A 23,875-nucleotide genomic window follows, 5' to 3' on the forward strand; every position below is an offset into this window, starting at 1 on the left:
TCGGCGGGTCATTTCAAATCTTGATCACATCTTGGAGGAATGAAAATGACCAGTTTAACAAAAATCAGACAGCAGCAGCCGTACAAGTGGTACCAAACGATGAGAGAAACCTCTCCCGTTCATTACAATGAAAAGGAAGATTGCTGGGAAATCTTCACCTATGATGAAGTGAAGCGGGTGATTTCTGACTACAGTCATTTTTCTTCCGATCATAAATACTTAAGTGCGGACAAACAGGAAAAAATGATTCGGCATATTAACAAAGACAGCCTTTTGAAAATGGACCCGCCTGAACACACCGTCTTCAGAAAATTGGTCAATCAGCCGTTCATGCCGAAATCGGTTGAGACTCTTGCACCGCGCATAGCCGCTATCGCTGATGACCTGCTTCGGGCAGTCCGTTCAAAAGGCAGGATGGACATTATTGAAGATTACGCATTTCCGCTTCCGATTATCGTGATCGCAGAGCTTCTAGGATTCCCTCCGAAAGACAGAGATATCTTTAAAAGCTGGGTCGACCAAAGCCAGAATGTAAAAGATGAAAAGAAAATGAATGAAGTGCAAAAGCAGATGATCGGATACTTCATGCAGTTTATTTTACAGCGGAGAAAACAGCCGCAAAATGATTTAATCAGCCATTTAATTTCAGCTGATTTAGACGGAGAGCCGCTGTCAGACAAGCAATTAATCGGTTTTTGCGGCTTGTTGATTGTCGCGGGGCACGTAACGACGGAAAATGTGATCGGAAATTCATTTCTCAGTCTCAAGGAGTTCCCGCACATTCTGCCCCGGCTGCTTGAAAATAAGGCGCTCCTTCCTGACTTTATTGAGGAAGTCATCCGCCTCAGACCTTCCATTCAGCGGGTAACCCGCTACACTGCGGTTGAGAGCGAGATTGGCGGAAAAACGATTCCGGCCGGAGAAAAAGTGTATGCGTGGATTGGATCGGCGAACAGAGATGAAAAGAAGTTTGAAAATGCCGATCAGATTGACTTGGGACGAAAGCCGAATCAGCATCTGTCATTCGGTCAGGGCAGCCATTATTGTTTAGGAGCGCCGCTGGCCCGGCTTGAAGCGAAAATCGCGCTTTCCCACTTTTTTGAACAGATGCCCGCATGGCGTTTTACTGAGGATCAAGAGCCGAATCTGGTTCCGAGCCCTGTATTTCACGGCGTTGACAGGCTGCTTGTTGAGTTTTGAACGAAAAAATAAAAGAGGCTTCCGCAGGAAGCCTCTTTACTCTGGGGGCTTGGAGAAATGAATGTAGGAATCGAAGCAATGAACGTGTTTGGCGGAACCGCGTATGTAGACGTCATGGAGCTTGCGGAACATCGGAACTTGGATAAAAAAAGGTTTGAGAACCTGCTGATGAAAGAAAAAGTGGTGGCGCTTCCGTTTGAAGATCCGATTACGTTCGCCGTAAATGCCGCAAAACCGATTATCGACTCTCTGTCAGAAGAGGAACGGAATCAGATTGAAATGGTCATTACCTGTACGGAATCCGGGATTGATTTTGGCAAATCCATCAGTACATATGTCCATGATTATTTGCAGCTGAAGCGGAATTGCCGGTTATTTGAGGTGAAACAGGCTTGCTATTCTTTAACGGCCGGGTTTCAAATGGGCGTGAATTTCATCTTATCGCAAACATCGCCGGGAGCGAAAGCGCTCATCATCGGAACGGATATTTCCCGCTTTTTAGTGGCTGAAGGCGGTGACGCGTTGACGGAGGAATGGTCCTATGCCGAACCGAGTGCGGGGGCGGGAGCTGTGGCGCTTTTAGTCAGCAGCACCCCTCATGTCTTTTTGCTTGATCAAGGCGCAAGCGGGTATTACGGGTATGAAGTCATGGATACCTGCCGCCCGATTCCGGATAGTGAAGCGGGGGATGCTGATCTGTCGCTCATGTCTTATTTGGACTGCTGTGAAAAATCATTTCAGGAATACGGAAAGCGTGTGAGCGGGGCGGATTATAAGAATACATTTCAATATCTTTCTTTTCATACTCCGTTTGGCGGAATGGTAAAAGGAGCGCATCGGACGATGATGAGAAAATTGGCAAAGGCTAAGCCGCAAGACATTGAAGCGGATTTTCAGCAACGCGTGCTGCCTGGGATTCAATACTGTCAGCGCGTCGGCAACATCATGGGAGCCACCGTATTTTTATCTCTTGCCAGCACGATTGATAACGGCTCTTTTGAAACGCCGAAACGCGTCGGCTGTTTTTCATACGGTTCGGGCTGCTGCTCTGAATTTTACAGCGGTGTCGTTATGCCGCAAAGCCGTACGCGGCAGAATCAATTTCAGATCAGCCGGCATTTGGATGAACGCGTCCGTTTATCGATGGCTGATTATGACCGGCTGCTCCAAGACAGCGGCATCGTAAAATTCGGCACTAGAAATGCCGCGCCCGCAGCAGACATCCCGAATGCGCATCAAGGAAAAACACGATTGGTGCTGACTGAAATAAAAGAGTTTCACAGAAAGTATGAATGGACGACTTAATATCAGAAACACTCAGAGCCGGAAAGGCTTGAGTATTTTTAAGGAAACGGAGAATAAACATGAATCCAATGATTGATGTACAGGAAACAGAACCGGGCATTGTGCAGGTCACAATGCAGGATACGGCCGGGAAAAACGGGCTGTCAGAAGAGTTTGTCAGAGAGCTGCACCGGGTATTCCAAGACATCAATGCCCATCCGTCCTATAAAACCGTCCTTCTGACGGGTTACGGAAATTATTTCTGCACGGGAGGAACGCAGGAGGGGCTTTTGACCATTCAGAGCGGAAAGCTCCAATTTACAGATTTAAAGCTTCACAGTCTTTTATTGGATTGCAGGATTCCCGTGATTTCCGTCATGCAGGGGCATGCGATCGGAGCCGGCTTTACGATCGGTCTGAGCTCGGATTTCGTGATTTTAAGCAGAGAGAGTTTTTATTCTTGTAATTATATGAAGTACGGATTTACACCGGGAATGGGCGCGACGTATATTGTGCCTGAAAAACTGGGAATTGTCCTCGGGGAAGAAATGCTGTTTACGGCGGCGAATTTCAGCGGCGCCGCTCTGGAAAAACGGGGAGTTCCGTTTGAAGTGCTGCCGAAAAAAGACGCCCTTCAAAGAGGCCGCGAATTAGCCCGGCTGCTGGCGGATAAACCGAGAGCCTCACTGGTTGCGCTGAAAACCAATGTGACCGCACGGATCAAAAGAGAGCTGACAAAAGCGGTTGAGGAAGAGGTGAACATGCACGAAGCCACATTCCATCTTCCTGAAGTAAAAGAGAGAATCAGCCGCTTATACGGCAGTTAAACAGAATGACAAAAGCATGGGAAGCCCCATGCTTTATCACTGGTCCGTCTTTTGCAGAACGGAGCCTGCGAATTGTTCTTTAATTTCGGCGCTCCGGGCTGCGGTTTCTGCGATGCAGTGCATGATGGCTTCTTCAAAGCGGCGCTCTTCTAATGCGCGAAGGCCTGCTTCAGTCGTGCCGCCCGGGCTTGTGATTTCCTTGCGCAGGCGTTCAGGCCGTTTGCTGCTTGTTCTGAGCATTTCCGTCGCCCCGGCCATGGTTTGTAAAATCAGCTCTTTTGCCGTTTCTTCCGGCAGGCCGGCTTGAAGGGCGGCCTTTTCCATTGCTTCGACATACCGGTACACATAGGCGGGACCGCTTCCGGCAATGGCTGTGACGGCATCAAGGTGTTTTTCTTCAAAGCGCGTCGCTTCTCCGATTGTTTCCAGAAGCTCTTTTGCCGTCCGGATTTCAGCTTCACTCGCCTCGGAGCTTGCGGAAAAACCGGTCGCCGATTGCTGAATGGCCGCGGATGTATTCGGCATCGCCCGGATGATGGTGAGCTTTCTGCCGAAATATTGCTGAATCGTGTGAATCGTCAGCCCTGCGATGACAGAAATCACAAGCTGATCTTTCACGTATTCGCGAATGTTCTCAATGCTTTCTGCCGCATCTTTCGGTTTAAAGGCGAGAACGATAATGTCGGTATTGCTGAAAAACTCTTCTTTATCCCGGCACGGTTTCACTCCGTACGTTTTTTGGAGCTCTTCAAGCCGGCTGTCATTTGACCGGTTTGTCATATATATATGTCCGGGGGCTGTCATTCCGCTTTGCAGCAGTCCGTTTACCATTGCTTCCGCCATTGATCCGGCCCCGATAAAACCGATTTTCTTCATATAAATCCTCCTTCTTTTCAAAACACAAAAAAACCTTCCCGTCAAAAAGGACGAAAAGGTTTCGCGGTACCACCTTACATTAGCACGAATCAGCCGTGCTCAGCTCAAATCCCGTAACGAGGGGATACGTTTAGGTTTTCCTAACCGCTCTGAGGGCAGGTTCTGTAAACAAGAGGGCCGCAATGTCTTTCAGCCGGGGACATTGCTCTCTGCTGCCGTTGTTTATATACTAGTTCCTCGTCATCGCGTTCCGTGTTTTCTAGTTTGTTGTTCATTATGCTATGCGCAAGAGCGGGATGTCAATCTTTTTTTCCGATATGCGGCAATAATGACACAGTGAAAAGAAAACGCTAAAATATGATTATTCAGGAATGAAAAGAACGAAGGAGCGTAAACATGGCAGCGAGAAAGATCATTCCGATACGTGTGCCGACTCCGTTTGCAGTCGGCGACGTTATCGTTTATTTAGTAAAAGATGAAGCCTTAACCCTTATTGATTGCGGACCGAATACAAAGGAAGCGGCTGAATCGCTCTCATTGCAGCTTAAGGAACACGGGGTTTCTGCGGCGGATATAGAACAGGTGGTGCTCACTCATCATCACGCAGATCATTCGGGTCTGCTGCACCTTTTTTCTGAGGATACGGAAGTGATCGGGCATCCGCTGAATGACAGGTACATTACTCAGGATCAGTCGTATATCGCCCGGCAGGAGGACTTTTTTCTGTCGCTTATGACTGAAATGGACGTTCCCCTGACGCCTGAAGACATACATAAAACAGTTAAGCTGTCATACTTATTTTCTGCAAACCGTCCGTTAACGAAAACAGTGAGGGAAGGCGGAAAAATTGACGGGCTTAACGGCTGGACGGTGCTCGAAATCCCGGGTCATGCCGCTTCTCACATTGCGCTCTACCATGAAAAAAGCGGTGAAATGTTCAGCGGTGATCTGCTTTTGTCCAACAGCTCCACCAATCCGATTCTGGAAGCTCCGGAAAAGGGGGGCGTGCGCGCGGCCCCGATGCTCGACTACTTGAACTCAATGAAGCGGCTGTATGACGTAAACCCGTCCTTTTTATATCCGGGACACGGCGATCTGCTGACAGACGTAAAGCCTGCTTTTGACAGGCGGCTTGAAAAACAGAGAAACCGGTCGGAATATGTGCTGCGCCTGTTGTCAGAGGAAACACTGACGGCTTTCCAGGTATGCCGGCGGCTGTTTCCGGCTGTGTATGAAAATGAATTGTTTTTAACGATGTCAGAAACGATCGGCCATCTTGACGTGCTGGCCGCCGAAGGGAAGGCTGTATCCTTTCAGTCGGGAAATACTCTGATGTTTAAAGCTGTGAAGGGGTGAAGGAAATGGGCAGATTAACGGATAAGCGGATTTGGATCACCGGGGCATCCGGCGGACTCGGAGAACGGCTTGCATATTCCTGCGCGGCAGAAGGGGCTCATGTTTTTTTATCCGCCAGGCGGGAGGACCGCTTGCAGGAAGTGAAAAAGACGATTACCGCGCGCGGCGGACAGTGTGATGTCATCCCGTTTGACGTCCGGCATGCAGAAGAGGCTGAAAACGTAAGGCGTTTGATCGGTCATGTTGACGTATTAATCAACAACGCCGGCTTCGGCATTTTTGAAACGGCCGCTGATTCATCTTTGGATGATATGAAGGCAATGTTTGAAGTCAACGTCTTCGGATTAATCGCCTGTACGAAGGCCTGTCTTCCTGTGATGCTTCATGCGAAAAGCGGCCATATTATCAATATCGCCTCACAGGCCGGCAAATTGGCGACGCCGAAATCAAGCCTTTATTCTGCAACGAAGCACGCCGTGTTAGGGTATTCCAACGCGCTGCGGCTTGAGCTGGCCGGTACGGGTGTAGCCGTGACAACGGTTAATCCCGGTCCGATCAAAACAGACTTCTTTACAATTGCAGATAAAGAGGGCGGTTATGTGAAAAGCGTCGGCAGATGGATGCTTGATGCCGACCATGTGGCAGAGCGCATTACATCCGTGATTCTGACGGATAAACGGGAAATGAATCTTCCGCGATGGATGAGCCTCGGGACGAAGCTGTATCAGCTTTTCCCATCGTTTACAGAAAAACTGGCCGGCCGCGCATTAAAGAAAAAGTAACAAGGGGGAAAAAGGAATGTCCGACCGGGATATACACAAGGCATTGATGGCAGAGCCTTTAGTCAGGCAAATGGCGGAGGCGCGTGAAGTATTTTGGATCAATCCGCATAAAACCGATGATCCAGTAAAGCATGGCGCTGAATGGAAAAAGGAGATTGCCGAAGCGGAAGAAAGGCTGCGCCGGTTTGCGCCTTATATCGCGTCGGCTTTTCCGGAGACGGGAGCGGAGGGGGGCCTCATTGAATCTCCGCTTGTCTTGATTAATGAAATGAAGAAGCATCTGGAACACAGCGCCGCTCAGGCTTTCCCCGGGCGTCTGCTTTTGAAATGCGACGACGAACTTCCGATTTCCGGCTCCATTAAAGCGCGCGGCGGGATTTACGAAGTGCTGAAGCATGCCGAAGATCTCGCGGTAAAAGCGGGAATGCTCTCAGCAGACGACGATTACAGTATATTGACTGAAGAACGGTTTACCGCTTTTTTCTCAAAATACTCTATAGCTGTCGGCTCTACGGGCAATTTAGGTCTGAGTATCGGCATAATCGGCGCGAAGCTCGGCTTTTGTGTGACCGTTCATATGTCCAGTGACGCAAAGCAGTGGAAAAAGGAGCTGCTCCGGGAAAAGGGAGTTCGCGTCATCGAATATGAAGCAGACTACAGTCTGGCTGTCAAAGAGGGGCGCATGCAGGCGAAGCAGGACCCTTATTGTTATTTTATTGATGATGAACATTCCCGGGATCTGTTTTTGGGGTATGCCGTTGCGGGAAGCCGTGTGAAAAAGCAGCTCGATCAAATGAACATAAAGCCTGATGCAGATGAACCGCTTTTCGTTTATTTGCCGTGCGGGGTCGGAGGAGGCCCGGGCGGCGTCGCACTTGCGCTAAAGCTGATCTATGGCGAGCATGTCCATATTTTTTTCGGTGAGCCGACGCATTCACCGTGTATGCTGTTAGGACTGTTTTCCGGCTTGCATGACGGAATCAGCGTGCAGGATATCGGTCTTGATAATCAAACGGCCGCCGACGGACTCGCGGTGGGAAGGCCGTCCGGACTGGCCGGCCCTCTGATGGAACCTATACTCAGCGGCTGTTATACCGCCGATGACGGCACGCTTTTTTCGCTGCTTTATCTATTAAGGGCGGCCGAGAATAAGAGCCTTGAACCCTCTGCACTCGCCGGACTGGCCGGAGCCGTCAAGGTCGTTCAGACCGAAGCCGGAAACCGTTATATAAAAGAGCGGGGGCTTGAGATGGAAAATGCCGTGCACCTTGTGTGGAGCACCGGCGGAAGCATGGTTCCGGAGGAGGAAATGGAAGAGTACAGCCGGATCGGTTCCTCATTTTTGAAAAAAATGGGCAGACAGTGAAGCGGTTTTCCGTTACAATCTTTGTAAGCGTTTGTTTTTTTATCGGAAAGCCATACAGAGAGATTGGTGTGAATTGTGAAAAGTAAAGAATTGAACTTACATACATTGTATACGCAGCACAGCCGCGAGTCGTGGGCAGGATTCGGCGGCCATCTTTCCATTGCCGTTTCAGAGGAAGAGGCCAAGGCCGTAGAGGGGCTGAATGACTACCTGTCGGTGGAAGAAGTGGAAACGATTTACATTCCGCTTGTGCGCCTGCTCCATCTTCATGTCACGTCTGCCGCAAGACGGAATCAGCATGTCAATGTGTTTCTGAAGCATCCGCATTCAGCGAAAATCCCGTTTATCATCGGAATCGCGGGCAGCGTCGCCGTCGGCAAAAGCACGACGGCGAGAATTTTGCAAAAGCTTCTTTCCCGTCTGCCGGACAGGCCGAAGGTGAGCCTGGTGACAACCGACGGTTTTTTGTATCCGACGGCGGAATTAAAAAGGAAAAACCTTCTGTCCAGAAAGGGATTCCCGGAAAGCTACGACGTGAAAGCGCTGCTTGAATTTCTGAACGATATAAAGTCAGGGAAAGAGAGAGTGGAGGCGCCCGTATATTCCCATCTTACCTATGACAGGGAAGAGGGCGCCGTCGAGGTTGTCGAAGGTGCGGATATCGTTATTATCGAAGGAATCAATGTCCTGCAGTCGCCGACATTAGAGGACGACAGGGAAGATCCGCGGATTTTTGTATCCGATTTCTTTGATTTTTCGATCTATGTGGATGCCGAAGAAAGCCGGATTTTCACGTGGTATTTGGAGCGTTTCCGCCTCTTAAGAGAAACCGCTTTTCAGGATCCGGCTTCTTATTTTCATAAATTTAAGGATTTGTCTGATGCAGAAGCGGATACCATGGCCGCCTCCATTTGGGAGAGCGTCAACCGGCCGAATCTGTATGAAAATATCCTGCCGACAAAATTCAGATCGGATTTGATTTTGAGAAAAGGTGACGGCCATAAAGTTGAAGAGGTGCTGGTAAGGCGGGTGTGATGTGAGGAGGAAGCGAATATTATGATGCATCATATTGAATTGTATGTATCTGACTTGAAAGCCTCCGCCCGGTTTTGGGGATGGTTTTTAGGTGAGCTCGGTTATAGGGAATTTCAAAATTGGGACTCCGGCATCAGCTGGAAAAACGCAGGATTTTATGTTGTGCTTGTACAGACAGAGGAGCGTTTTTTAACACCGGAGTACCACAGATGCCGGGTCGGGCTGAACCATCTGGCTTTTCATGCTGCATCAAGAGAGCAGGTTGACGAGATGACAGAAAAGCTGCTTGCCAGAGGATGCCCCGTGCTTTACAGGGGCCGCCATCCATATGCAGGCGGAAGCACGCATTACGCCGTATACACGGAGGACCCGGATCGGATAAAAGTGGAGCTCGTTGCTCCTGCTTCTGAATGAACTATAACTTTTCGTTTTTTTCTTCGCGCAGCGCGTCGAGTTTCTTTTCGATTCTGTCCAATTGTATGCGGCGCTGCTTCAAGCTTCTGAATACGTATATCACGGCAAACAGGAAAACCGCGGCTGCAATAAATGAAATCAATTGAAAAATGACATCACCGATGTTCATCTTTTTTACCTCCGTGTGCGGCGGGCTTCTTCAGCCCGCCGTTTTTTCATTTTGACCGGTGTGAAGACATGGGGATGAATCATTTCTCTCTTAGCTTTGTTTTTTTCTGAGAATGAATAGTTTCTGCATGTGGCTTATGACCACTTTTGCGGCCGCATATCCCGGAATGGCCAGCAGCATCCCGGCAATTCCTGAGAATTTGCCGGCGGCAAGCAGAAGAAAAATAATGGTCAGCGGGTGAATGTCCAGCTTCCGTCCCATAATTTGCGGGGAAATCAGCTGGCTTTCAAGCTGCTGGACAATGACGACGACCGTAATCACCAGCACCGCCTCGGTCGGTGAATCGAACAATCCGACAATGACTCCGGGAAATGTGCCGATCCAAGGTCCGATAAACGGAATCAGGTTTGTCACCATGGCGAACGCGCCCAGAACGAGCGGATAATCGAGCCCGATTATAAAATAGCCGATTGTGACGAGTACGCCGACACAAAAACTGACGAGCAGCTGTCCTTGTATGTATGAACTGAGAGCTTCATCCATGTCCTGAAGGATTTGTTTTCCTTCTTTTTGATGTTTTTCCGGAAGAAGCCGCAGCAGTCGCCGGGGGGCTTTGTTTCCTTCTTTTAACATGTAATACAGCGCAAACGGAATAATGGCGGCGGTGATGGCGGCATTGGCAGCCGTACCGGCCAGGCTGCTGAGAGAATCAGCGATTGAACCGGAATAATTTGCGGCTTTGTCCGCTAATTTTTTAAAGGAATCCCCATGCTGAAGCCGGGAAAACCATTTGCTGTCCTGAAGATGCCCGATCCAATTTTCAGCTTTTGCGGAAAGCTCCGGAATATGATCTGTGAAGGCTGTAAACTGTTTTTGAACGGCAGGGCCCGCCGTATAAAGGAAGAGGACAAAAAGACCGGCTGTTCCCGCATAAATCGCTAAAATCGCGATTCCTTCGGGCAGCTTTAATTTCGCATGCAGCAGTCTGACGAGCGGGCGGCACAAATAGTAGAGGACGCCCGATAATACAATAGGCGGAAACAAGGTTTTAACCGTAATCACAACAGGCTGGAACAAAAAGTCTATTAATGTTCCGAGATAAATGATGAGAAATAACAGAAGAACGGCATAGCCGATCCTGAAATAAGGCCCGATAGGCATATCCTGCACCACGCAATCTTTAAGGGTTTACTCTCGGACGTTTCCCTTATCGCCCGGTGCATAAACGTCCGTGTCAGGAAAACTGCCCCTGATTGGTGACGTAATCGTAGATAATATCTTCTACATGGGCATGGAGATCCTCATCGGGTTCTTCATTCCTTCTTTCTTCTAAAGCTTTTTTTAAACTCTGTTTTTCATAGGGGCTCAGCGGATCTGTCGACACATTCCGTCCATACTGGCGGAGGGCTTGTCCCAGCATTTTTTCTATAAATTGATCCATCATATATTCTCCTATTCTTGTCATTCCTCTTTATTCTACTAAATATCATGTGATCCTCCCACTCTTCTATCATATTTTCTGTCAGGCTGGGGCAGGATTTTTATTCCAATTCAGCTGAGAGAATACGATGAAACGGCAGCGTTAACACATCTTCATCGTTTATGATTTTTAAACGTTTTTCGTCATGCCTCACTTGTTTTACCCATCCCCAAAAGCGGCGGGGACCGTGTGCTGAAGCGTAGGTGACCGAGATGGCCCTGTCTTCTTCAATCGACGCCGCAATGATGCGGTTCATGTCGTTCAGTTGCTCTTCGCTCAGTTCCGGAGGCCGGAATTCCCGTTCTTTTCGTTTTTTTGCAAGCAGCTGCTCCCGATGTTCGGGCAGCATCATCCGGCTTGATTCCCACATGACATTATACCCGGGTGTTAATTTGTTCGGATTCATGTATATCACCTCAAATTATTTGTAGTGCCCGCCGATTTTTTCAGCCCGGTGAAAGGCTTGGCCGGCCTCTGTCAGTGAAGCGGCATGGAGGAGCGACGCAGGGCCGTACCGCTCATGAATATCATCCAATACTTTGCCGAGACTGATCTTTTTTTCCTGAGCATCGAACAGGCTCAGCTGAACATAATCACAGGGCTCCAGCTGGGAAAGGGAGACGCCGGCGCTGCGGACGGGCTCACCGTTCCAATGCTCTTTGAAGAGCTTGACCGCCGCTTTAAAAATATCCATTCCGAAATTAGTCGGAGACACCAGCTTTCTCTGTCTGTGAAAACCTGAAGGGAACTCAAAATCAGCGCCTCTGATGCTGACCGAAACCGTATGGCCGATGTATTGTTTGAAACGGGCGCGGCGGGCCACTTCTTCGCTTAACTCCAGCAGCACGACTTTAATATCCTCAAAGCGGCTGTAGTCTTTCGGGAGGGTCATGTTATGGCCGATCGCTTTTTGCCGGCTGTGCGTGTTGACGGTGACCGGAGAGGGATCGATGCCGCGGGCTGTCCGCTGAAGCAATTCGCCGTTAATGCCCCAGCGTTTTTTCAGCAATTCGGCGGGGTGCCCGGCAAGCCCGCCGATTGTGCTGATGCCCATCCGTCTTAAATGATGCTCCATCCGTTTTCCGATGCCGAATAATTTTCCGACCGGCAGCGGCCACAGATCCTGCCTGATATTTGACATATCCAATCTGTGGATGCCGGATGCGTTTTTTTTGGCAAAATGGTCGCAAGCCATTTTCGCGAGCGCCTTATTCGGCCCGATGCCGACACGGGCATAAATTCCGAATTCACGCATAATCGCTTGCTGAATGCTTTCGGCAATTGTAAAAGGATCACCGAACAGCCGCCTGCTTCCGGTCACGTCGAGAAACTGCTCATCGATGGAGTAGGGTTCTACAAGATCGGTATACCGTTCAAACAGTTCGGTAATCATGACGGATACATCAATATACCGCTGCATCCTTGGACGGACAATAACGGCGTCGGGACATTTGGCCTGCGCTTCCCACAGCCGTTCGGCATTTTTTACGCCGTATCTTTTGGCGAGCGGACAAGCCGCAAGCACAACGCCGCTGCGTCTTTCGGGATCTCCCGAGACAATCACGGGTCGGCTTTTGAGATGAGGCGCTTCCGCTTTTTCCACAGACGCATAAAACGATTGCATATCAACAAGAAGAATATCAGCCATAAAAAAACCTCCGGGAACGTTTGTTCTGTTTTTCATTGTACCCGAACAATGATCACGTTTATACTGGTAAATCATTCCCCGGCTGGAAGACGTGCTGATTCGTTTGCTTGAAAAGAAATCATTTACAATTGCAAACAACCCACATATAATTTTTTATATTCCAATGAGAAGAGCAGACATTCATTTTGCCGGACGAAAAGGAGAGTCAATCGATAATGGATATTCGAACAATTACCTCTGAAGACTATGAAATGGTTACGTCTGTTTTGAATGAATGGTGGGGCGGCAGGCAGATGAAAGACAAACTGCCGCGCTTGTTTTTTGAACATTTTCAGGACACAAGCTTTATCACGTACGGGCCGGAGGGAATGACCGGTTTTTTAATCGGGTTTCAGTCGCAATCAGACCCTGAGACAGCCTACATTCATTTTTCGGGTGTGCATCCGGATTTCAGAAAAATGCAAATTGGAAAACAGCTCTACGACCGATTTATGGAGACGGTGAAGAAAAGGGGCTGCACAAAAGTCAATTGCGTGACGGCACCTGTCAATAAAGTATCAATCGCTTATCATACAAAATTAGGCTTTGAAGTTGAAAAAGGAACCAAAACCGTAAACGGAATCCCTGTTTTTGCGAATTATGACGGTCCGGGAGAAGACCGGATTCTGTTTGTGAAATACATATGAGGGGGATGAATATGGGTTTTTTAGCTGACACGCCCAAACCGCCCTACTATGCGGTCATTTTTTCATCAATAAAGGGAAAATATGATGAGGAATATGAACATACGGCAGAGCGCATGATGAATTTGGCAGGCGGACAGCCGGGCTTTTTAGGCGCGGAAAGCGTTCGGGAGGAAAACGGCTGCGGCATCACGGTTTCCTACTGGGACAGCCTGAAGGCGATTAAAAGGTGGAAAGATCATACTGACCACCAGGCGGCAAAACAAAAAGGAAAAACCGCCTGGTATGAAGCGTACGCGGTCCGCATTACGAAGACGGAGTCACAGCGGATGTTTGCGTCAAAAGGGGCGGAAGATTGATTACATTTTTACAACATACACAAGAACAGACCGCGCGGGAAATTGCGGCGGTTCAGCGCTGCTCTTATCAAAAAGAAGCCGAGCTGATCGGCTTTTTCGGCATTCCCGCCCTGCATGAAACACCCGATGATATACAGCGGTCACGGGAGACGTTTGCCGGTTTCAAGGAAAAAGATCAGCTTGCAGGCGTCATTTCGTATGAAAAAAAGGGATATGACCTTGTCATATGCAGGCTGACGGTGCATCCTTCAGGCTTTCGGAAAGGAATCGGACGGGCGCTTATTCAATTTGTGATAGACGAGAACCGGGACGCCCAAAAAATAGAGGCGGCAACCGCCAGCCAAAACGTTCCGGCAGTCTCTCTCTATTTAAAAACCGGGTTCACAGAAGCCGGACAGATAGAGACGCCGGAAGGGCTGACCCTCTCGTTTTTTCATCTTTATCCGAAGAGGAAAGCGGAAGTTGTTCCGTACAAGCCGGAATGGAAAGAAATGTTTGAAAGAGAGAAGACGGACTTGATCCGAATCTTCAGCGCAGCACTTCATTCTGTCAGCCACATCGGCAGCACCTCCATCCCGCAGATGGCCGCCAAACCCGTCATCGATATACTGGCGGAGGTCAAAGATATTTCGGACGCTGACCGATTCAGTCCGCAGCTGGAAGCACTCGGCTATGAGGCGAAAGGGGAAAACGGGATAGAGGGCCGGCGTTTCTTTCAAAAAGGCGGCAACAAGCGCACACACCACGTCCACATATACGAAACAGGCCATCCGGACGTGAAGCGTCATCTGCTGTTCCGGGATTACCTCACCGCAAAGCCTGAAAAAGCGGCTCAATACATGGAACTGAAACGGCACCTCGCTGAGACATACCCATACGATATGGCAAAGTATAGTGAAGGGAAAAATGACTGGATCAAGGCGGCTGAACAAGAGGCAAAGGACTGGGAGAGCGGGCTGCTGTAAAGAAAGCAGAAACAATGCATACAGCGGCTCGGTATGCTACAATGGCGAAAATGAAAAACGGAGGATCATCTATGCAAATACATGTGACGGATGCGGCGAAACACACACTTCAGCAGGCGATGGACGCCAACCCGGGGAAAAAAGCGCAGCTCCGCTATGACGCAGAAGGCTGCGGGTGCGCGGTGAGCGGTGTGCCGACCATCTGGCTGGCGGACGAATTAACGGGACAATGCGAAGCCATTGAAACCAACGGACTTCCGCTTTACATCCAGACCTCACAAAAAGTGTTTTTTGACGAGGAAATGACAATCGATTACAATGAAAAGGCAAAAACGCTCGTCTTAAAAAGCCCGGCAGAGATGCTGAGCCCGAGAATGAGCATATTAGTAAAGCAGGGAGAAACGGAAAGTGAATCAAAAGCTGAAAGCCATTAAACAGACGGCACAGCATAAAACGTGGGTATCCTTTCTGAACAACAACCACCCGTACAGTCTGCTGCACTGGTCTATTGGAGGCGCTGAATCCGTTCAGAAGGATGTCTGGCTGCTTCAGGATGAGATGACCTTCAAAGCGCAGGAGTTTACGACAATCGACCTCGCCATTGACTGGATCGGAGAAAATATGGACGGGATTACCGACGTTTTATGATAGGAAAGCGAAAGAACAGCATACGTTCTTTCGCTTTTTTACGTTTGCGTCATGGTATCTAAAAAGGTTTGAACGGCTTTACGGTAGCTCTCCGGATTTTTAGTGTACGACATGGCATGCCCGCCCGATTCGGCCAGATAGAGCATCTTAGGGCCGCGTTTTCTGCGGTGCAGCAATTCGGAAGAAGCGGGAGGTATATAATCATCTTCCTTACTGTGAATAAACAGCACGGGCTGCCGGATTCGGCTGATAACCGATAGAGGAGATACATCAGGGATACGGTATCCTTCTCTCATCCGCAAAAAGAAATCAGCCAAAGGCAGAAGCGGCCACGGAGGCAGCCGGAACTCCCGCTTCAGCCTGTAGGCGAGCTGATCGCGAAAGCTTGCGAACGGACAGTCCGCAATATAAAAATCAGCGCCGTTTTCATCCTGATGCCCGCCCGCGTATAATAAGGCCGTCACCGCTCCCATCGATTCCCCGTGGATGCCGATTTGACCGACGTCTCCGGTTTTGTGTCTCACCCAATTCACGGCTTCTTCCAAATCATCTTTTTCAAAATAGCCGTAGCTCGTCGTTCTGCCGCCGCTTTTTCCGTGCCCGCGGTGGTCATATACGAGCACATTCCAGCCTGAATCTAAAAATAAATCCATGTATTTCAATGAATTGAACGAATTTACGGTAACGCCGTGACAAATAATCATGGTGTTTGCCGTGTGATGCGGGGCGATGTAAAAGCCTCTGATCTCATATCCGTGGCGTGACAAGATGACGGCCTCTTCTTTTTCCATGGCCTGAAAGGAATCAAATCTGTCATGCCCGTCCGCCGTTTCTCTTTTCATGATTTCTTCATCCGTCTTTTTCTTCATAAACATAATCAGATTCGTAAAAGCGAATCCGGCAGCCAAAAAGACTGCGCAAGCCGAACCGAACACCGCCAGCCATTTTTTCACACAGGTGCCCTCCTTTAATATGAAAAATCCTTCCTCCGGCTTTTCAGGACCGTGAACGTTGCCGGCCTCCGGCGCTCCGTGGTACACTTGCCTCACCATATTCAGATACGGGGGGCGTAATGATGAAAAAACAGCTGCCTAAAGAAAAACACAGCTTAAAAGACGATCTGGAGGAAGATCTGAAGGCCAGGCTTTTGCAAATGAAAAGTGAGCTGAAGGAAGAAGACGAGAAAAAACAGGCGCAGCAAAAGGCGGAACAAATCAGAAAACGAAAAGAAAAAGAAAAACATAAAAGCTTTGAAGAGCTGCTGAACGAAAGCAGTCTCGATTGGCACAAATATAAATAAACCGGCATCTGAAAAGGTGCCGGTTTATTGTTTAAGAACGATGGGCTTCGTATACGTCCCGTTTTGTATGAGATTGCAGGGTTTTGATTTCCCGGCTGCTTAAACGCCGGGCCTCTGCAGCCGAACAGTTTTCTCTCAGCTGCTCAAGTGAGCTGGCTCCGGTGATGACAGAAGCGACGGCCGGCTGTGACAGTAAGTATTGAAGAGAAAGCTCCGTCATGCTCAAGTCAGGTGCGGCAGCGCTGATCGCTTTTTTGGTTTTTGCCAGTTCTGCAAAAGAATATGTTAAATAGCCGTTCTCTTTTACGCTTGCGGCCGCTTGATCAAGCGGTTTTTCCGTAAGAAGCCCTTTAGCGACAGGCCCTCTTGCGACTACGCTGATTCCGTTCTCCTCTAAAAGGGGAAGCCACTCCTCGGGACGCCGGTCCAGCAGGCTGTATTGCATCATAACGCTGGTGATATTTGATTTTTTCACATATTCTTTAATAACATTCGGACGAATCGAGGAAATGCCGTAATACCGGATGACACCTTCCTGTTTTAAGTCCTCAAATGCTTCGATCGTTTCGTCAATATGATCTTCCATCGTGCCGCCATGCAGCTGATAAAGGTCGATATAGTCCGTTTTCAGCCGGCGCAGGCTGTTTTTGACCGCTTCTTTTATGTATCCTTTGGAAGCGTCCCAATGCCAGCCGTCTTTATCATCATTCCAGCGGTTTCCGGCTTTCGTGGCTAAAATGATGTCGTGCCTGCGGTTTTTGACGGCCTCCCCGACAATTTCCTCATTTCTGCCGAAATCATAAAGATCAGCGGTATCTAAATAATTGATTCCAAGCTCGATCGCTTCATCCAAAATAGACAGCGCTTTAGCTTTATCCGTGCCCAGCGACATACAGCCGAGCCCGATTTCGCTTATTTCTAAATCAGAATGTCCCAGTGTGCGTTTTCTCATCGTTTCGCTCCTTTTTATAGTCTTTTATTGACCGTAATATAAAGGCGCGAAGTTTTCAACTGTTAAGGCCCGGTGATCCAATCTCCGACATAGCGGAATGTCCGTCCGTATTCTTTCAGTTTAGCCCGCACTTCCCACGCCTTTCCGACCAATACGATACTCTTATCCTTCCGGTACACCTTCAATCGAAAAGCACCTCCCTCTCATGCATGTATGATAAAATATATGAGGCATAATAGAGAGACAGAACGGGAGATGACATGATGAAACATTTAGAAGAAAAAACACTTGCGAAAAAAAAGCTGTATGACGGGAAAGTCATAGATCTTTACTTAGAGGATGTAGAGCTCCCGAACGGAAAAACAAGCAAGCGGGAAATCGTCAAACATCCGGGAGCGGTGGCCGTACTGGCGGTGACTGAGGAAGGAAAAATCATTTTGGTGAACCAGTTCAGAAAGCCGCTGGAACGGACAATCGTTGAAATTCCGGCCGGGAAGCTTGAAAAGGGGGAAGAGCCGGAACATACGGCGTTAAGAGAGCTCGAGGAAGAAACGGGATATACGGCGGAAACCTTGACGAAAATCACCGCTTTTTATACATCACCCGGGTTTGCTGATGAAATCGTGCATCTCTTTCTTGCGGAAGGGCTTTCGCCGCTGGAAGAAAAACGAGAGCTGGATGAGGATGAATTTGTCGAAGTCATGCAGGTCACGCTTGAAGAGGCCGTGAAGCTGATTGAATCCCGCAGGGTGTATGACGCAAAAACGGCGTACGCGATTCAGTATCTCCAGCTGAAAGAAGCGCTGAAGGAAAAATGATGAAAACCATCTATGCGGATCTGCATATTCATATCGGCCGCACCTATACGGGAAAACCGGTCAAAATCACCGGGGCCAAAACGTTGACGCTGCACCGGATTTTAGAAGAAGCCAGTGAGGGGAAGGGAATTGAACTATTGGGCATCATCGACTGCCATTCCCCGGAAGTCATAGAAGAAATCGAGCGCGGAATTGATGAAGGCAGATACCGTGAGCTGAAAGAAGGCGGCATCCGGTATCGGAATACGACGCTTCTGTTGGGCAGTGAGCTTGAAATCTATGATCACACATGCCGCGGGCCGATTCACGTTCTCGTCTTTATGCCGGCTCTTGCCGAAATGAAGATGTTTTCTGAGTGGCTCGCAAAAAGGCTTAAAAATATCCATCTCAGTTCCCAGCGCATTTATGAAACCGGTTTGAATCTTCAAAGGAAAACAAAGGAATTGGGCGGGCTGTTTATTCCCGCCCATATGTTCACCCCGCATAAAAGCCTGTACGGAAAAGGGGTCCTATCTTCTTTGACAGAAGTTTTCGACCCGGCGCTCATTGATGCGGCGGAACTCGGGTTAAGCTGTGACACCGACATGGCTTCGCGGGTAACAGAACTTGATCCGTATACATTTTTAACAAATTCTGATGCGCATTCCTTAGGAAAAATCGGCAGAGAATATAATGAAATGCTTCTTAAAGAAGCGAATTTCACGGAATTTTCGCTGGCTTTAAAAGGGAAGGACGGAAGAAAAATCACGGCGAATTACGGGCTGAACCCGAAGCTCGGGAAGTATTACCGGACGGCTTGCGACCGCTGCGGCAGCCCGATTGAAAAAGGAGCTTCCGCATGTCCGGAGTGCGGGGGGAAAACAATGACAAAAGGGGTCAGTGAACGGCTGGAGGAACTGAGCGGACCGAAAAAAAGCCGCGTGCCGCGGCCGCCGTATATTCATCAAATCCCGCTGCAGTTCATTCCCGGAGTCGGGCCAAAAACGTTAGAAGAACTGAAGCGGGCTTTCGGAACGGAGATGGCGATTCTTCATCAGGCGCAAGAAGAGGAATTGGCGCGTGTCGTCCAGCCTAAAATAGCGGCTGTCATTCATAAAGCGCGCACCGGGCAGCTCGTCCTTGAGGCCGGGGGCGGAGGGACGTACGGCAGAATCAAGCCGTAAAAGCCGGTTTTTTAGCGGAGCTCCTCCTGCACCTTCTTTTTCGTGCGGACAAACGCAATCAATTCGATGATTTCATCCTGGTTAAGCGGCTGTCCGTCAACGGTCAGTGTGCCGCGGCCTTGTGCGGCGTTTGTTAATTCGATGGTCTGGGCAAACGGCTCCGCCTTTTTTTCAGTGCGCCCCAATAAATCGTCGCACGTCGTGTCAAACAGATCGGCAAGCGTGCCCAGCGCCTCGAATGACGGACGCCGGTATCCTGATTCATACCCGGCGTACGTGCTTTTGGCGATGCCGAGACGGTCAGCCGTATATTGAAGAGACCAATTTTTCTTTTTTCTCAGTTCAGTTAAACGATCTAAATTCATATTCAAAACCGCTCCTTTTCACTTGAGCAAATTATATCATATCGATATGCAAAAGTGTACGCGAATTGAATAATAATCACTTGATTAATTTCATTCGTCTGTCTATAATTTGATTAAAAGTATGCGAAAAGCGAATGCTTAACACATCTTGAGAAATGGATGAAGAGGTGCAGGGTATGAAAAAATTATTGCTGTTAACAACCGGAGGAACAATCGCCTCAGTCGAAGGAGAAAACGGGCTTGCACCCGGGGTGAAAGCAGACGAATTGTTAACCTACGTATCAAAACTTGATAACGATTACACGATGGAAACCCATTCGTTAATGAACATCGACAGCACAAATATGCAGCCTGAATACTGGGCCGAAATCGCAAATGCTGTCAAAGAAAAGTATGACGCATATGACGGGTTCGTCATTACGCACGGAACAGACACAATGGCTTATACATCAGCGGCACTGTCTTATATGCTTCAGCATGCTGATAAACCGATCGTCATTACGGGTTCGCAAATCCCGATTACATTTCAAAAAACCGATGCCAAAAAAAATATCACGGACGCGATCCGCTTCGCATGTGAAGGGGTGGGCGGCGTATACGTCGTATTTGACGGCAGAGTCATTCAAGGCACACGCGCCATTAAATTAAGAACGAAAAGCTATGATGCATTTGAGAGCATTAACTATCCGTATATCGCGTTTATTACCGAAAACGGAATTGAATACAACAAACAAGTGCACATGCCAAAAGACGATGCTTTTACGGTCAATACTTCACTTTGCACGGACGTGTGCCTGCTCAAGCTCCACCCGGGGCTGAAACCGGAAATGTTTGACGCATTAAAGGGCATGTACAAAGGAATCGTCATTGAAAGCTACGGCAGCGGCGGCGTGCCGTTTGAAGGAAGAGACATTCTCGCCAAAGTCAATGAAATGATTGAAAGCGGCATTGTCGTCGTCATTACGACACAATGTCTTGAAGAAGGAGAGGACATGAGCGTCTATGAAGTCGGCCGAAGAGTCAATCAAGATCTTATTATCCGCTCCAGAAATATGAACACGGAAGCCATCGTGCCGAAATTAATGTGGGCGCTCGGCCAGTCTCACAACTTGGCTGAAGTCAAAAACATTATGGAGACACCGATCGCAGACGACGTTGTACTGTAAAAACATGACTACCACAAAGAGAAAGTAGGGTTTTAGCATGACAAACGCGCAAAAAGAATATCGTCAGGAAAAAGATTTTCTCGGAGAAAAACAAATTGAAGCTGATGTGTATTACGGAATCCAAACGCTGCGCGCGAAAGAAAACTTTCCGATTACCGGCTACCGCATCCACGAAGAAATGATTAATGCGCTCGCCATCGTCAAAAAAGCGGCGGCGCTTGCCAACATGGATGTAAAACGGCTGTATGAAGGAATCGGAAATGCGATTGTACAGGCCGCAGATGAAATTCTTGAGGGAAAATGGCATGACCAATTTATCGTCGATCCGATCCAAGGGGGAGCCGGAACGTCCATGAACATGAATGCCAACGAAGTAATCGGCAACAGAGCTCTTGAAATCATGGGGCATAAAAAAGGTGAATACATTCACCTCAGCCCGAACACACACGTCAACATGTCACAATCGACGAACGACGTGTTCCCGACGGCAATCCATATTTCAACCTTGAAACTTTTGGATAAGCTCCTTGATACGATGGCGCATATGCTCAGTGTCTTTAAAGATAAAGCGAAACAATTTGATTCTGTCATTAAAATGGGGCGCACACACCTTCAGGACGCTGTGCCGATCCGTCTCGGACAGGAATTTGAAGCATACAGCCGCGTGCTTGAGCGTGACATAAAGCGAATTAAACAATCCCGCCAGCATCTGTATGAAGTAAACATGGGGGCAACGGCCGTAGGTACGGGACTTAACGCCGATCCGCGCTACATAGAACAGGTTGTGAAGCACCTGGCTGACATCAGCGGACTGCCGCTTGTCGGCGCCGGCCATTTGGTTGACGCCACTCAAAACACTGATGCGTATACGGAAGTTTCAGCCGCGTTGAAAGTATGCATGATGAACATGTCTAAAATCGCCAACGATCTGCGCTTAATGGCTTCAGGTCCGCGCGCGGGACTTGCGGAAATTTCACTGCCCGCCCGTCAGCCGGGATCATCCATTATGCCTGGGAAAGTCAACCCTGTAATGGCAGAGCTGATCAACCAAATCGCCTTCCAGGTCATCGGGAATGACAATACGATCTGCCTCGCTTCAGAAGCGGGCCAGCTGGAGCTTAACGTAATGGAGCCGGTACTCGTATTTAACCTGCTTCAATCCATCAGCATCATGAATAACGGGTTCCGTTCATTTACCGATCATTGTCTGGCGGGAATTGAAGCCAACGAAAAACGTCTGAAGCAATACGTGGAAAAAAGCGTCGGCGTCATTACAGCGGTCAATCCGCACCTCGGGTATGAAGCGGCTGCGCGAATTGCCCGTGAAGCAATCATGACGGGGCAATCTGTAAGAGATCTTTGCCTTCAAAATGATGTACTGACAGAAGAAGAATTGGATATCATTTTGAATCCGTATGAAATGACAAAACCGGGAATTGCCGGAAAAGATCTATTAGAAAAATAAATTTTAAAGCAACAACAGCCGCCTTTTCACGTTTTTTAGTGAATAGGCGGTTGCCATACAAAGGGATGAGGCAGTATAGTATAATTTGTTATATCATTTGATGAAAGCGTTTTAGCTTTTTTCTTCTAGGGGGATTTTCTTATGAAAGAGGTCAGATTGCCGAATTTATTGGAAATTATTATCTTATTATTCGGGTTTTTAGCACTTGTCTTATCGTTCACAGTGTTTTTAGACTTGCCGATCCAGCTAGCACTATTAATATCCTGGTTTTTCGCTATTATTCTCGGAGTCAGGCTGGGATATTCATATAAAGACTTGCAGGATTCGATTGTCACCGGGATATCAAACGGTCTTGAAGCGGTGTTGATTCTTGTTTCGGTTGGTGCGCTCATCGGGACATGGATTGCCGGCGGCGTTGTGCCGACGTTAATTTATTATGGATTAGAGTTTATTAATCCTCATGTTTTCCTTCTGGCTACACTGGTTATTTGTTCCGTTATGTCCGTTGCGACCGGAACGTCGTGGGGAACCGTGGGAACCGCGGGGATCGCCATGATTGCCATCGGAGAGGGAATGGGTATACCGCTTCCGATCGTAGCGGGAGCCGTTTTGTCCGGCGCTTACTTCGGAGACAAGCTTTCACCGCTGTCTGACAGTACGGTGCTTGCCTCCACGCTTTCTAAGGTGGATGTGCTGTCACACGTCAGAGCGATGATGTATCTGTCAATTCCGTCCTATATTATTACGGCCATTCTATTTACCGTAACGGGATTTATATACGGCGGAAAAAATATTGATCTCGACAAAGTGGAATTTTTAAAATCTTCATTGCAGAAAACGTTTGACATTCATATATGGATGCTCATTCCGGCTGTTGTCGTCGTTGTCCTTCTGATTTTGAAAAAGCCGTCTATGCCCGTTATCGTCATCGGTGCTTTGCTTGGCGCAATCTGGGCTTCCGTCTTTCAGGGAATGAATTTTGCCAGTGCCATCGCGACTGCTTATAATGGTTTTTCTATTAAAACGGACGTCGAATTTTTAAATGGCCTGTTAAACCGCGGAGGCATTACCGGTATGCTGGATACGTTAGTCGTTATCCTGTTCGGTCTTGGTTTTGGAGGAATTCTTGAGAAGCTCGGTGTATTAAAAGTGATTGTCTCAACTTTTGAGAAAAAGCTGACCACACCGGGAAATGTGACGCTTTCGACATTGATCGTCGCCCTTTTAGGAAACATTTTCGGCTGTGCGATGTACGTGTCATTGATCCTGACGCCGAAAATCATGGAGAACAGTTATGATAAACTGAAACTTGACAGAAGAGTTTTATCGCGGAACGCAGAGGTGGGCGGCACGCTTACTTCAGGGATGGTGCCGTGGTCTGATAACGGCATCTATATGGCCGGCATTCTCGGCGTATCCACATTTTCTTATCTGCCGTTCATGTGGCTCAGTTTTGTATCTATCGGACTGGCAATATTGTACGGATACACGGGGAAATTCATTTGGTACACGAAAGAAAAATCCTTGCAATCTCAAAAATTGGGTTAGGAGGTT

Annotated in this window: 29 protein-coding genes; 19 read left to right on the plus strand and 10 right to left on the minus strand. The window is 48.4% G+C overall.

What is annotated here, in order from left to right; genetic code table 11:
• Window positions 1–45: 45 nt before the first annotated feature.
• The 3 genes from HWY38_RS16695 to HWY38_RS16705 are packed head-to-tail and all read left to right on the plus strand — an operon-like array spanning window position 46 to window position 3,311.
• Entirely contained in the window at window positions 46–1,200 is a 1,155-nt protein-coding gene (locus HWY38_RS16695) for a cytochrome P450 (RefSeq protein WP_224182234.1), read from the plus strand.
• A gap of 57 nt (window positions 1,201–1,257) precedes the next feature.
• Window positions 1,258–2,505, plus strand: a complete 1,248-nt coding sequence (locus HWY38_RS16700) for a hydroxymethylglutaryl-CoA synthase family protein (RefSeq protein WP_044802111.1) — start codon at window positions 1,258–1,260, stop codon at window positions 2,503–2,505.
• Window positions 2,506–2,564: 59 nt separating this feature from the next.
• The gene (locus HWY38_RS16705; RefSeq protein WP_014305356.1) at window positions 2,565–3,311 is read left to right on the plus strand and encodes a polyketide synthase; all 747 of its coding nucleotides are present in this window, start codon (window positions 2,565–2,567) and stop codon (window positions 3,309–3,311) included.
• Between the two features lie 36 nt (window positions 3,312–3,347).
• Here HWY38_RS16705 and proC read toward each other — a convergent pair whose 3' ends face one another.
• Window positions 3,348–4,187: a pyrroline-5-carboxylate reductase gene (gene proC, locus HWY38_RS16710; RefSeq protein ID WP_012117916.1), complete on the minus strand. Its 840-nt coding sequence runs from the start codon at window positions 4,185–4,187 to the stop codon at window positions 3,348–3,350.
• A gap of 396 nt (window positions 4,188–4,583) precedes the next feature.
• Here proC and HWY38_RS16715 point away from each other — a divergent pair, with 396 nt between their 5' ends.
• From HWY38_RS16715 to HWY38_RS16735, 5 genes are all read left to right on the plus strand, one after another.
• A complete protein-coding gene (locus HWY38_RS16715; RefSeq protein ID WP_224182235.1) occupies window positions 4,584–5,543 on the plus strand; it encodes an MBL fold metallo-hydrolase in 960 nt (319 codons plus the stop codon).
• A 5-nt stretch (window positions 5,544–5,548) separates the two neighbouring features.
• Window positions 5,549–6,325, plus strand: coding sequence for an SDR family NAD(P)-dependent oxidoreductase (locus tag HWY38_RS16720; RefSeq protein WP_017418085.1), 777 nt, complete (start codon window positions 5,549–5,551; stop codon window positions 6,323–6,325).
• Window positions 6,326–6,341: 16 nt separating this feature from the next.
• Window positions 6,342–7,691, plus strand: coding sequence for a D-serine ammonia-lyase (gene dsdA / locus HWY38_RS16725; RefSeq protein ID WP_224182236.1), 1,350 nt, complete (start codon window positions 6,342–6,344; stop codon window positions 7,689–7,691).
• A 75-nt stretch (window positions 7,692–7,766) separates the two neighbouring features.
• Window positions 7,767–8,726: a type I pantothenate kinase gene (gene coaA / locus HWY38_RS16730; RefSeq protein WP_003153290.1), complete on the plus strand. Its 960-nt coding sequence runs from the start codon at window positions 7,767–7,769 to the stop codon at window positions 8,724–8,726.
• A 24-nt stretch (window positions 8,727–8,750) separates the two neighbouring features.
• Window positions 8,751–9,140 (plus strand): VOC family protein, encoded by a 390-nt coding sequence (locus HWY38_RS16735; protein WP_224182297.1) that lies wholly within the window; start codon window positions 8,751–8,753, stop codon window positions 9,138–9,140.
• 1 nt (window position 9,141) lies between these two features.
• Here HWY38_RS16735 and HWY38_RS16740 read toward each other — a convergent pair whose 3' ends face one another.
• The 5 genes from HWY38_RS16740 to HWY38_RS16760 all read right to left on the minus strand — a co-directional run bounded on the left by HWY38_RS16740 (window position 9,142) and on the right by HWY38_RS16760 (window position 12,437).
• A complete protein-coding gene (locus HWY38_RS16740; protein ID WP_007612383.1) occupies window positions 9,142–9,309 on the minus strand; it encodes a DUF4083 family protein in 168 nt (55 codons plus the stop codon).
• A gap of 90 nt (window positions 9,310–9,399) precedes the next feature.
• Complete coding sequence (locus HWY38_RS16745) at window positions 9,400–10,470, minus strand: AI-2E family transporter (RefSeq protein WP_130570835.1); 1,071 nt, start codon at window positions 10,468–10,470, stop codon at window positions 9,400–9,402.
• 73 nt (window positions 10,471–10,543) lie between these two features.
• Window positions 10,544–10,750 (minus strand): YqzH family protein, encoded by a 207-nt coding sequence (locus HWY38_RS16750; protein ID WP_003153294.1) that lies wholly within the window; start codon window positions 10,748–10,750, stop codon window positions 10,544–10,546.
• Between the two features lie 100 nt (window positions 10,751–10,850).
• The gene (locus HWY38_RS16755) at window positions 10,851–11,195 is read right to left on the minus strand and encodes a YolD-like family protein (protein ID WP_224182237.1); all 345 of its coding nucleotides are present in this window, start codon (window positions 11,193–11,195) and stop codon (window positions 10,851–10,853) included.
• Window positions 11,196–11,210: 15 nt separating this feature from the next.
• Window positions 11,211–12,437: a DNA polymerase IV gene (locus HWY38_RS16760; RefSeq protein ID WP_038459040.1), complete on the minus strand. Its 1,227-nt coding sequence runs from the start codon at window positions 12,435–12,437 to the stop codon at window positions 11,211–11,213.
• A gap of 215 nt (window positions 12,438–12,652) precedes the next feature.
• On the opposite strand from HWY38_RS16760, the gene HWY38_RS16765 reads away from it, so the two are divergent.
• The 5 genes from HWY38_RS16765 (at window position 12,653) to HWY38_RS16785 (ending at window position 15,092) form a co-directional block, all read left to right on the plus strand.
• Window positions 12,653–13,123, plus strand: coding sequence for a GNAT family N-acetyltransferase (locus HWY38_RS16765; protein WP_007612374.1), 471 nt, complete (start codon window positions 12,653–12,655; stop codon window positions 13,121–13,123).
• Between the two features lie 11 nt (window positions 13,124–13,134).
• Window positions 13,135–13,479, plus strand: a complete 345-nt coding sequence (locus HWY38_RS16770) for an antibiotic biosynthesis monooxygenase family protein (RefSeq protein ID WP_224182238.1) — start codon at window positions 13,135–13,137, stop codon at window positions 13,477–13,479.
• On the plus strand, window positions 13,476–14,444 hold the full coding sequence (locus HWY38_RS16775) for a GNAT family N-acetyltransferase (RefSeq protein WP_224182239.1): 969 nt from the start codon (window positions 13,476–13,478) through the stop codon (window positions 14,442–14,444). Before HWY38_RS16770 ends, HWY38_RS16775 begins: the two co-directional genes overlap by 4 nt.
• 71 nt (window positions 14,445–14,515) lie before the next feature.
• Window positions 14,516–14,878 carry an iron-sulfur cluster biosynthesis family protein gene (locus HWY38_RS16780; RefSeq protein WP_014305346.1) on the plus strand — a complete coding sequence of 121 codons (363 nt, stop codon included), beginning with the start codon at window positions 14,516–14,518 and terminating at the stop codon, window positions 14,876–14,878.
• Window positions 14,853–15,092 carry a DUF2552 family protein gene (locus tag HWY38_RS16785; protein ID WP_003153307.1) on the plus strand — a complete coding sequence of 80 codons (240 nt, stop codon included), beginning with the start codon at window positions 14,853–14,855 and terminating at the stop codon, window positions 15,090–15,092. The genes HWY38_RS16780 and HWY38_RS16785 overlap by 26 nt, the downstream gene beginning before the upstream one ends.
• Window positions 15,093–15,130: 38 nt before the next feature.
• On the opposite strand, the gene HWY38_RS16790 is transcribed toward HWY38_RS16785, so the two are convergent.
• The gene (locus tag HWY38_RS16790; RefSeq protein WP_224182240.1) at window positions 15,131–16,045 is read right to left on the minus strand and encodes an alpha/beta hydrolase; all 915 of its coding nucleotides are present in this window, start codon (window positions 16,043–16,045) and stop codon (window positions 15,131–15,133) included.
• Window positions 16,046–16,167: 122 nt separating this feature from the next.
• Here HWY38_RS16790 and HWY38_RS16795 point away from each other — a divergent pair, with 122 nt between their 5' ends.
• Window positions 16,168–16,392: a YqkE family protein gene (locus tag HWY38_RS16795; protein ID WP_007409396.1), complete on the plus strand. Its 225-nt coding sequence runs from the start codon at window positions 16,168–16,170 to the stop codon at window positions 16,390–16,392.
• Window positions 16,393–16,423: 31 nt separating this feature from the next.
• On the opposite strand, the gene HWY38_RS16800 is transcribed toward HWY38_RS16795, so the two are convergent.
• Together HWY38_RS16800 and mciZ are read right to left on the minus strand one after the other, a co-directional pair.
• Entirely contained in the window at window positions 16,424–17,344 is a 921-nt protein-coding gene (locus tag HWY38_RS16800; RefSeq protein WP_224182241.1) for an aldo/keto reductase, read from the minus strand.
• Window positions 17,345–17,406: 62 nt separating this feature from the next.
• Window positions 17,407–17,529 carry a Z-ring formation inhibitor MciZ gene (gene mciZ, locus HWY38_RS16805; protein ID WP_003153315.1) on the minus strand — a complete coding sequence of 41 codons (123 nt, stop codon included), beginning with the start codon at window positions 17,527–17,529 and terminating at the stop codon, window positions 17,407–17,409.
• A gap of 78 nt (window positions 17,530–17,607) precedes the next feature.
• Between mciZ and HWY38_RS16810 the strand changes: the two genes are divergently transcribed.
• Both HWY38_RS16810 and HWY38_RS16815 read left to right on the plus strand, forming a co-directional pair.
• The gene (locus HWY38_RS16810; protein ID WP_003153317.1) at window positions 17,608–18,162 is read left to right on the plus strand and encodes an NUDIX hydrolase; all 555 of its coding nucleotides are present in this window, start codon (window positions 17,608–17,610) and stop codon (window positions 18,160–18,162) included.
• Complete coding sequence (locus tag HWY38_RS16815) at window positions 18,162–19,325, plus strand: TIGR00375 family protein (protein WP_224182298.1); 1,164 nt, start codon at window positions 18,162–18,164, stop codon at window positions 19,323–19,325. The genes HWY38_RS16810 and HWY38_RS16815 overlap by 1 nt, the downstream gene beginning before the upstream one ends.
• Window positions 19,326–19,336: 11 nt before the next feature.
• Here the strand turns inward: HWY38_RS16815 and HWY38_RS16820 are convergent, their stop codons facing one another.
• Window positions 19,337–19,690, minus strand: a complete 354-nt coding sequence (locus HWY38_RS16820; RefSeq protein ID WP_007409399.1) for a helix-turn-helix domain-containing protein — start codon at window positions 19,688–19,690, stop codon at window positions 19,337–19,339.
• Window positions 19,691–19,866: 176 nt separating this feature from the next.
• Here HWY38_RS16820 and HWY38_RS16825 point away from each other — a divergent pair, with 176 nt between their 5' ends.
• From HWY38_RS16825 to nhaC, 3 genes are all read left to right on the plus strand, one after another.
• On the plus strand, window positions 19,867–20,856 hold the full coding sequence (locus HWY38_RS16825; RefSeq protein ID WP_003153321.1) for a type I asparaginase: 990 nt from the start codon (window positions 19,867–19,869) through the stop codon (window positions 20,854–20,856).
• Window positions 20,857–20,893: 37 nt separating this feature from the next.
• Entirely contained in the window at window positions 20,894–22,321 is a 1,428-nt protein-coding gene (aspA, locus tag HWY38_RS16830; protein WP_003153322.1) for an aspartate ammonia-lyase, read from the plus strand.
• 141 nt (window positions 22,322–22,462) lie between these two features.
• A complete protein-coding gene (gene nhaC / locus HWY38_RS16835) occupies window positions 22,463–23,869 on the plus strand; it encodes a Na+/H+ antiporter NhaC (RefSeq protein WP_017418075.1) in 1,407 nt (468 codons plus the stop codon).
• Window positions 23,870–23,875 lie beyond the last annotated feature (6 nt).

Source organism: Bacillus sp. KS1 (assembly GCF_020075515.1).
Classification (GTDB): Bacteria; Bacillota; Bacilli; order Bacillales; family Bacillaceae; genus Bacillus; species Bacillus velezensis.

Excerpts from the sequence above, each read along its gene's own strand:
- HWY38_RS16770 (WP_224182238.1), top strand. The coding sequence starts at position 13,135 with ATGGGTTTTTTAGCTGACACGCCCAAACCGCCCTACTATGCGGTCATT.
- HWY38_RS16700 (WP_044802111.1), top strand. The coding sequence starts at position 1,258 with ATGAATGTAGGAATCGAAGCAATGAACGTGTTTGGCGGAACCGCGTAT.
- proC (WP_012117916.1), bottom strand. The coding sequence starts at position 4,187 with ATGAAGAAAATCGGTTTTATCGGGGCCGGATCAATGGCGGAAGCAATG.
- HWY38_RS16740 (WP_007612383.1), bottom strand. The coding sequence starts at position 9,309 with ATGAACATCGGTGATGTCATTTTTCAATTGATTTCATTTATTGCAGCC.
- HWY38_RS16780 (WP_014305346.1), top strand. The coding sequence starts at position 14,516 with ATGCAAATACATGTGACGGATGCGGCGAAACACACACTTCAGCAGGCG.
- HWY38_RS16695 (WP_224182234.1), top strand. The coding sequence starts at position 46 with ATGACCAGTTTAACAAAAATCAGACAGCAGCAGCCGTACAAGTGGTAC.
- HWY38_RS16765 (WP_007612374.1), top strand. The coding sequence starts at position 12,653 with ATGGATATTCGAACAATTACCTCTGAAGACTATGAAATGGTTACGTCT.
- HWY38_RS16755 (WP_224182237.1), bottom strand. The coding sequence starts at position 11,195 with ATGAATCCGAACAAATTAACACCCGGGTATAATGTCATGTGGGAATCA.
- HWY38_RS16715 (WP_224182235.1), top strand. The coding sequence starts at position 4,584 with ATGGCAGCGAGAAAGATCATTCCGATACGTGTGCCGACTCCGTTTGCA.
- HWY38_RS16720 (WP_017418085.1), top strand. The coding sequence starts at position 5,549 with ATGGGCAGATTAACGGATAAGCGGATTTGGATCACCGGGGCATCCGGC.
- HWY38_RS16820 (WP_007409399.1), bottom strand. The coding sequence starts at position 19,690 with ATGAATTTAGATCGTTTAACTGAACTGAGAAAAAAGAAAAATTGGTCT.
- HWY38_RS16815 (WP_224182298.1), top strand. The coding sequence starts at position 18,162 with ATGAAAACCATCTATGCGGATCTGCATATTCATATCGGCCGCACCTAT.
- HWY38_RS16750 (WP_003153294.1), bottom strand. The coding sequence starts at position 10,750 with ATGGATCAATTTATAGAAAAAATGCTGGGACAAGCCCTCCGCCAGTAT.
- HWY38_RS16825 (WP_003153321.1), top strand. The coding sequence starts at position 19,867 with ATGAAAAAATTATTGCTGTTAACAACCGGAGGAACAATCGCCTCAGTC.
- HWY38_RS16745 (WP_130570835.1), bottom strand. The coding sequence starts at position 10,470 with ATGCCTATCGGGCCTTATTTCAGGATCGGCTATGCCGTTCTTCTGTTA.
- HWY38_RS16800 (WP_224182241.1), bottom strand. The coding sequence starts at position 17,344 with ATGAGAAAACGCACACTGGGACATTCTGATTTAGAAATAAGCGAAATC.
- HWY38_RS16705 (WP_014305356.1), top strand. The coding sequence starts at position 2,565 with ATGAATCCAATGATTGATGTACAGGAAACAGAACCGGGCATTGTGCAG.
- aspA (WP_003153322.1), top strand. The coding sequence starts at position 20,894 with ATGACAAACGCGCAAAAAGAATATCGTCAGGAAAAAGATTTTCTCGGA.
- HWY38_RS16795 (WP_007409396.1), top strand. The coding sequence starts at position 16,168 with ATGAAAAAACAGCTGCCTAAAGAAAAACACAGCTTAAAAGACGATCTG.
- HWY38_RS16735 (WP_224182297.1), top strand. The coding sequence starts at position 8,751 with ATGCATCATATTGAATTGTATGTATCTGACTTGAAAGCCTCCGCCCGG.
- HWY38_RS16760 (WP_038459040.1), bottom strand. The coding sequence starts at position 12,437 with ATGGCTGATATTCTTCTTGTTGATATGCAATCGTTTTATGCGTCTGTG.
- dsdA (WP_224182236.1), top strand. The coding sequence starts at position 6,342 with ATGTCCGACCGGGATATACACAAGGCATTGATGGCAGAGCCTTTAGTC.
- nhaC (WP_017418075.1), top strand. The coding sequence starts at position 22,463 with ATGAAAGAGGTCAGATTGCCGAATTTATTGGAAATTATTATCTTATTA.
- HWY38_RS16810 (WP_003153317.1), top strand. The coding sequence starts at position 17,608 with ATGAAACATTTAGAAGAAAAAACACTTGCGAAAAAAAAGCTGTATGAC.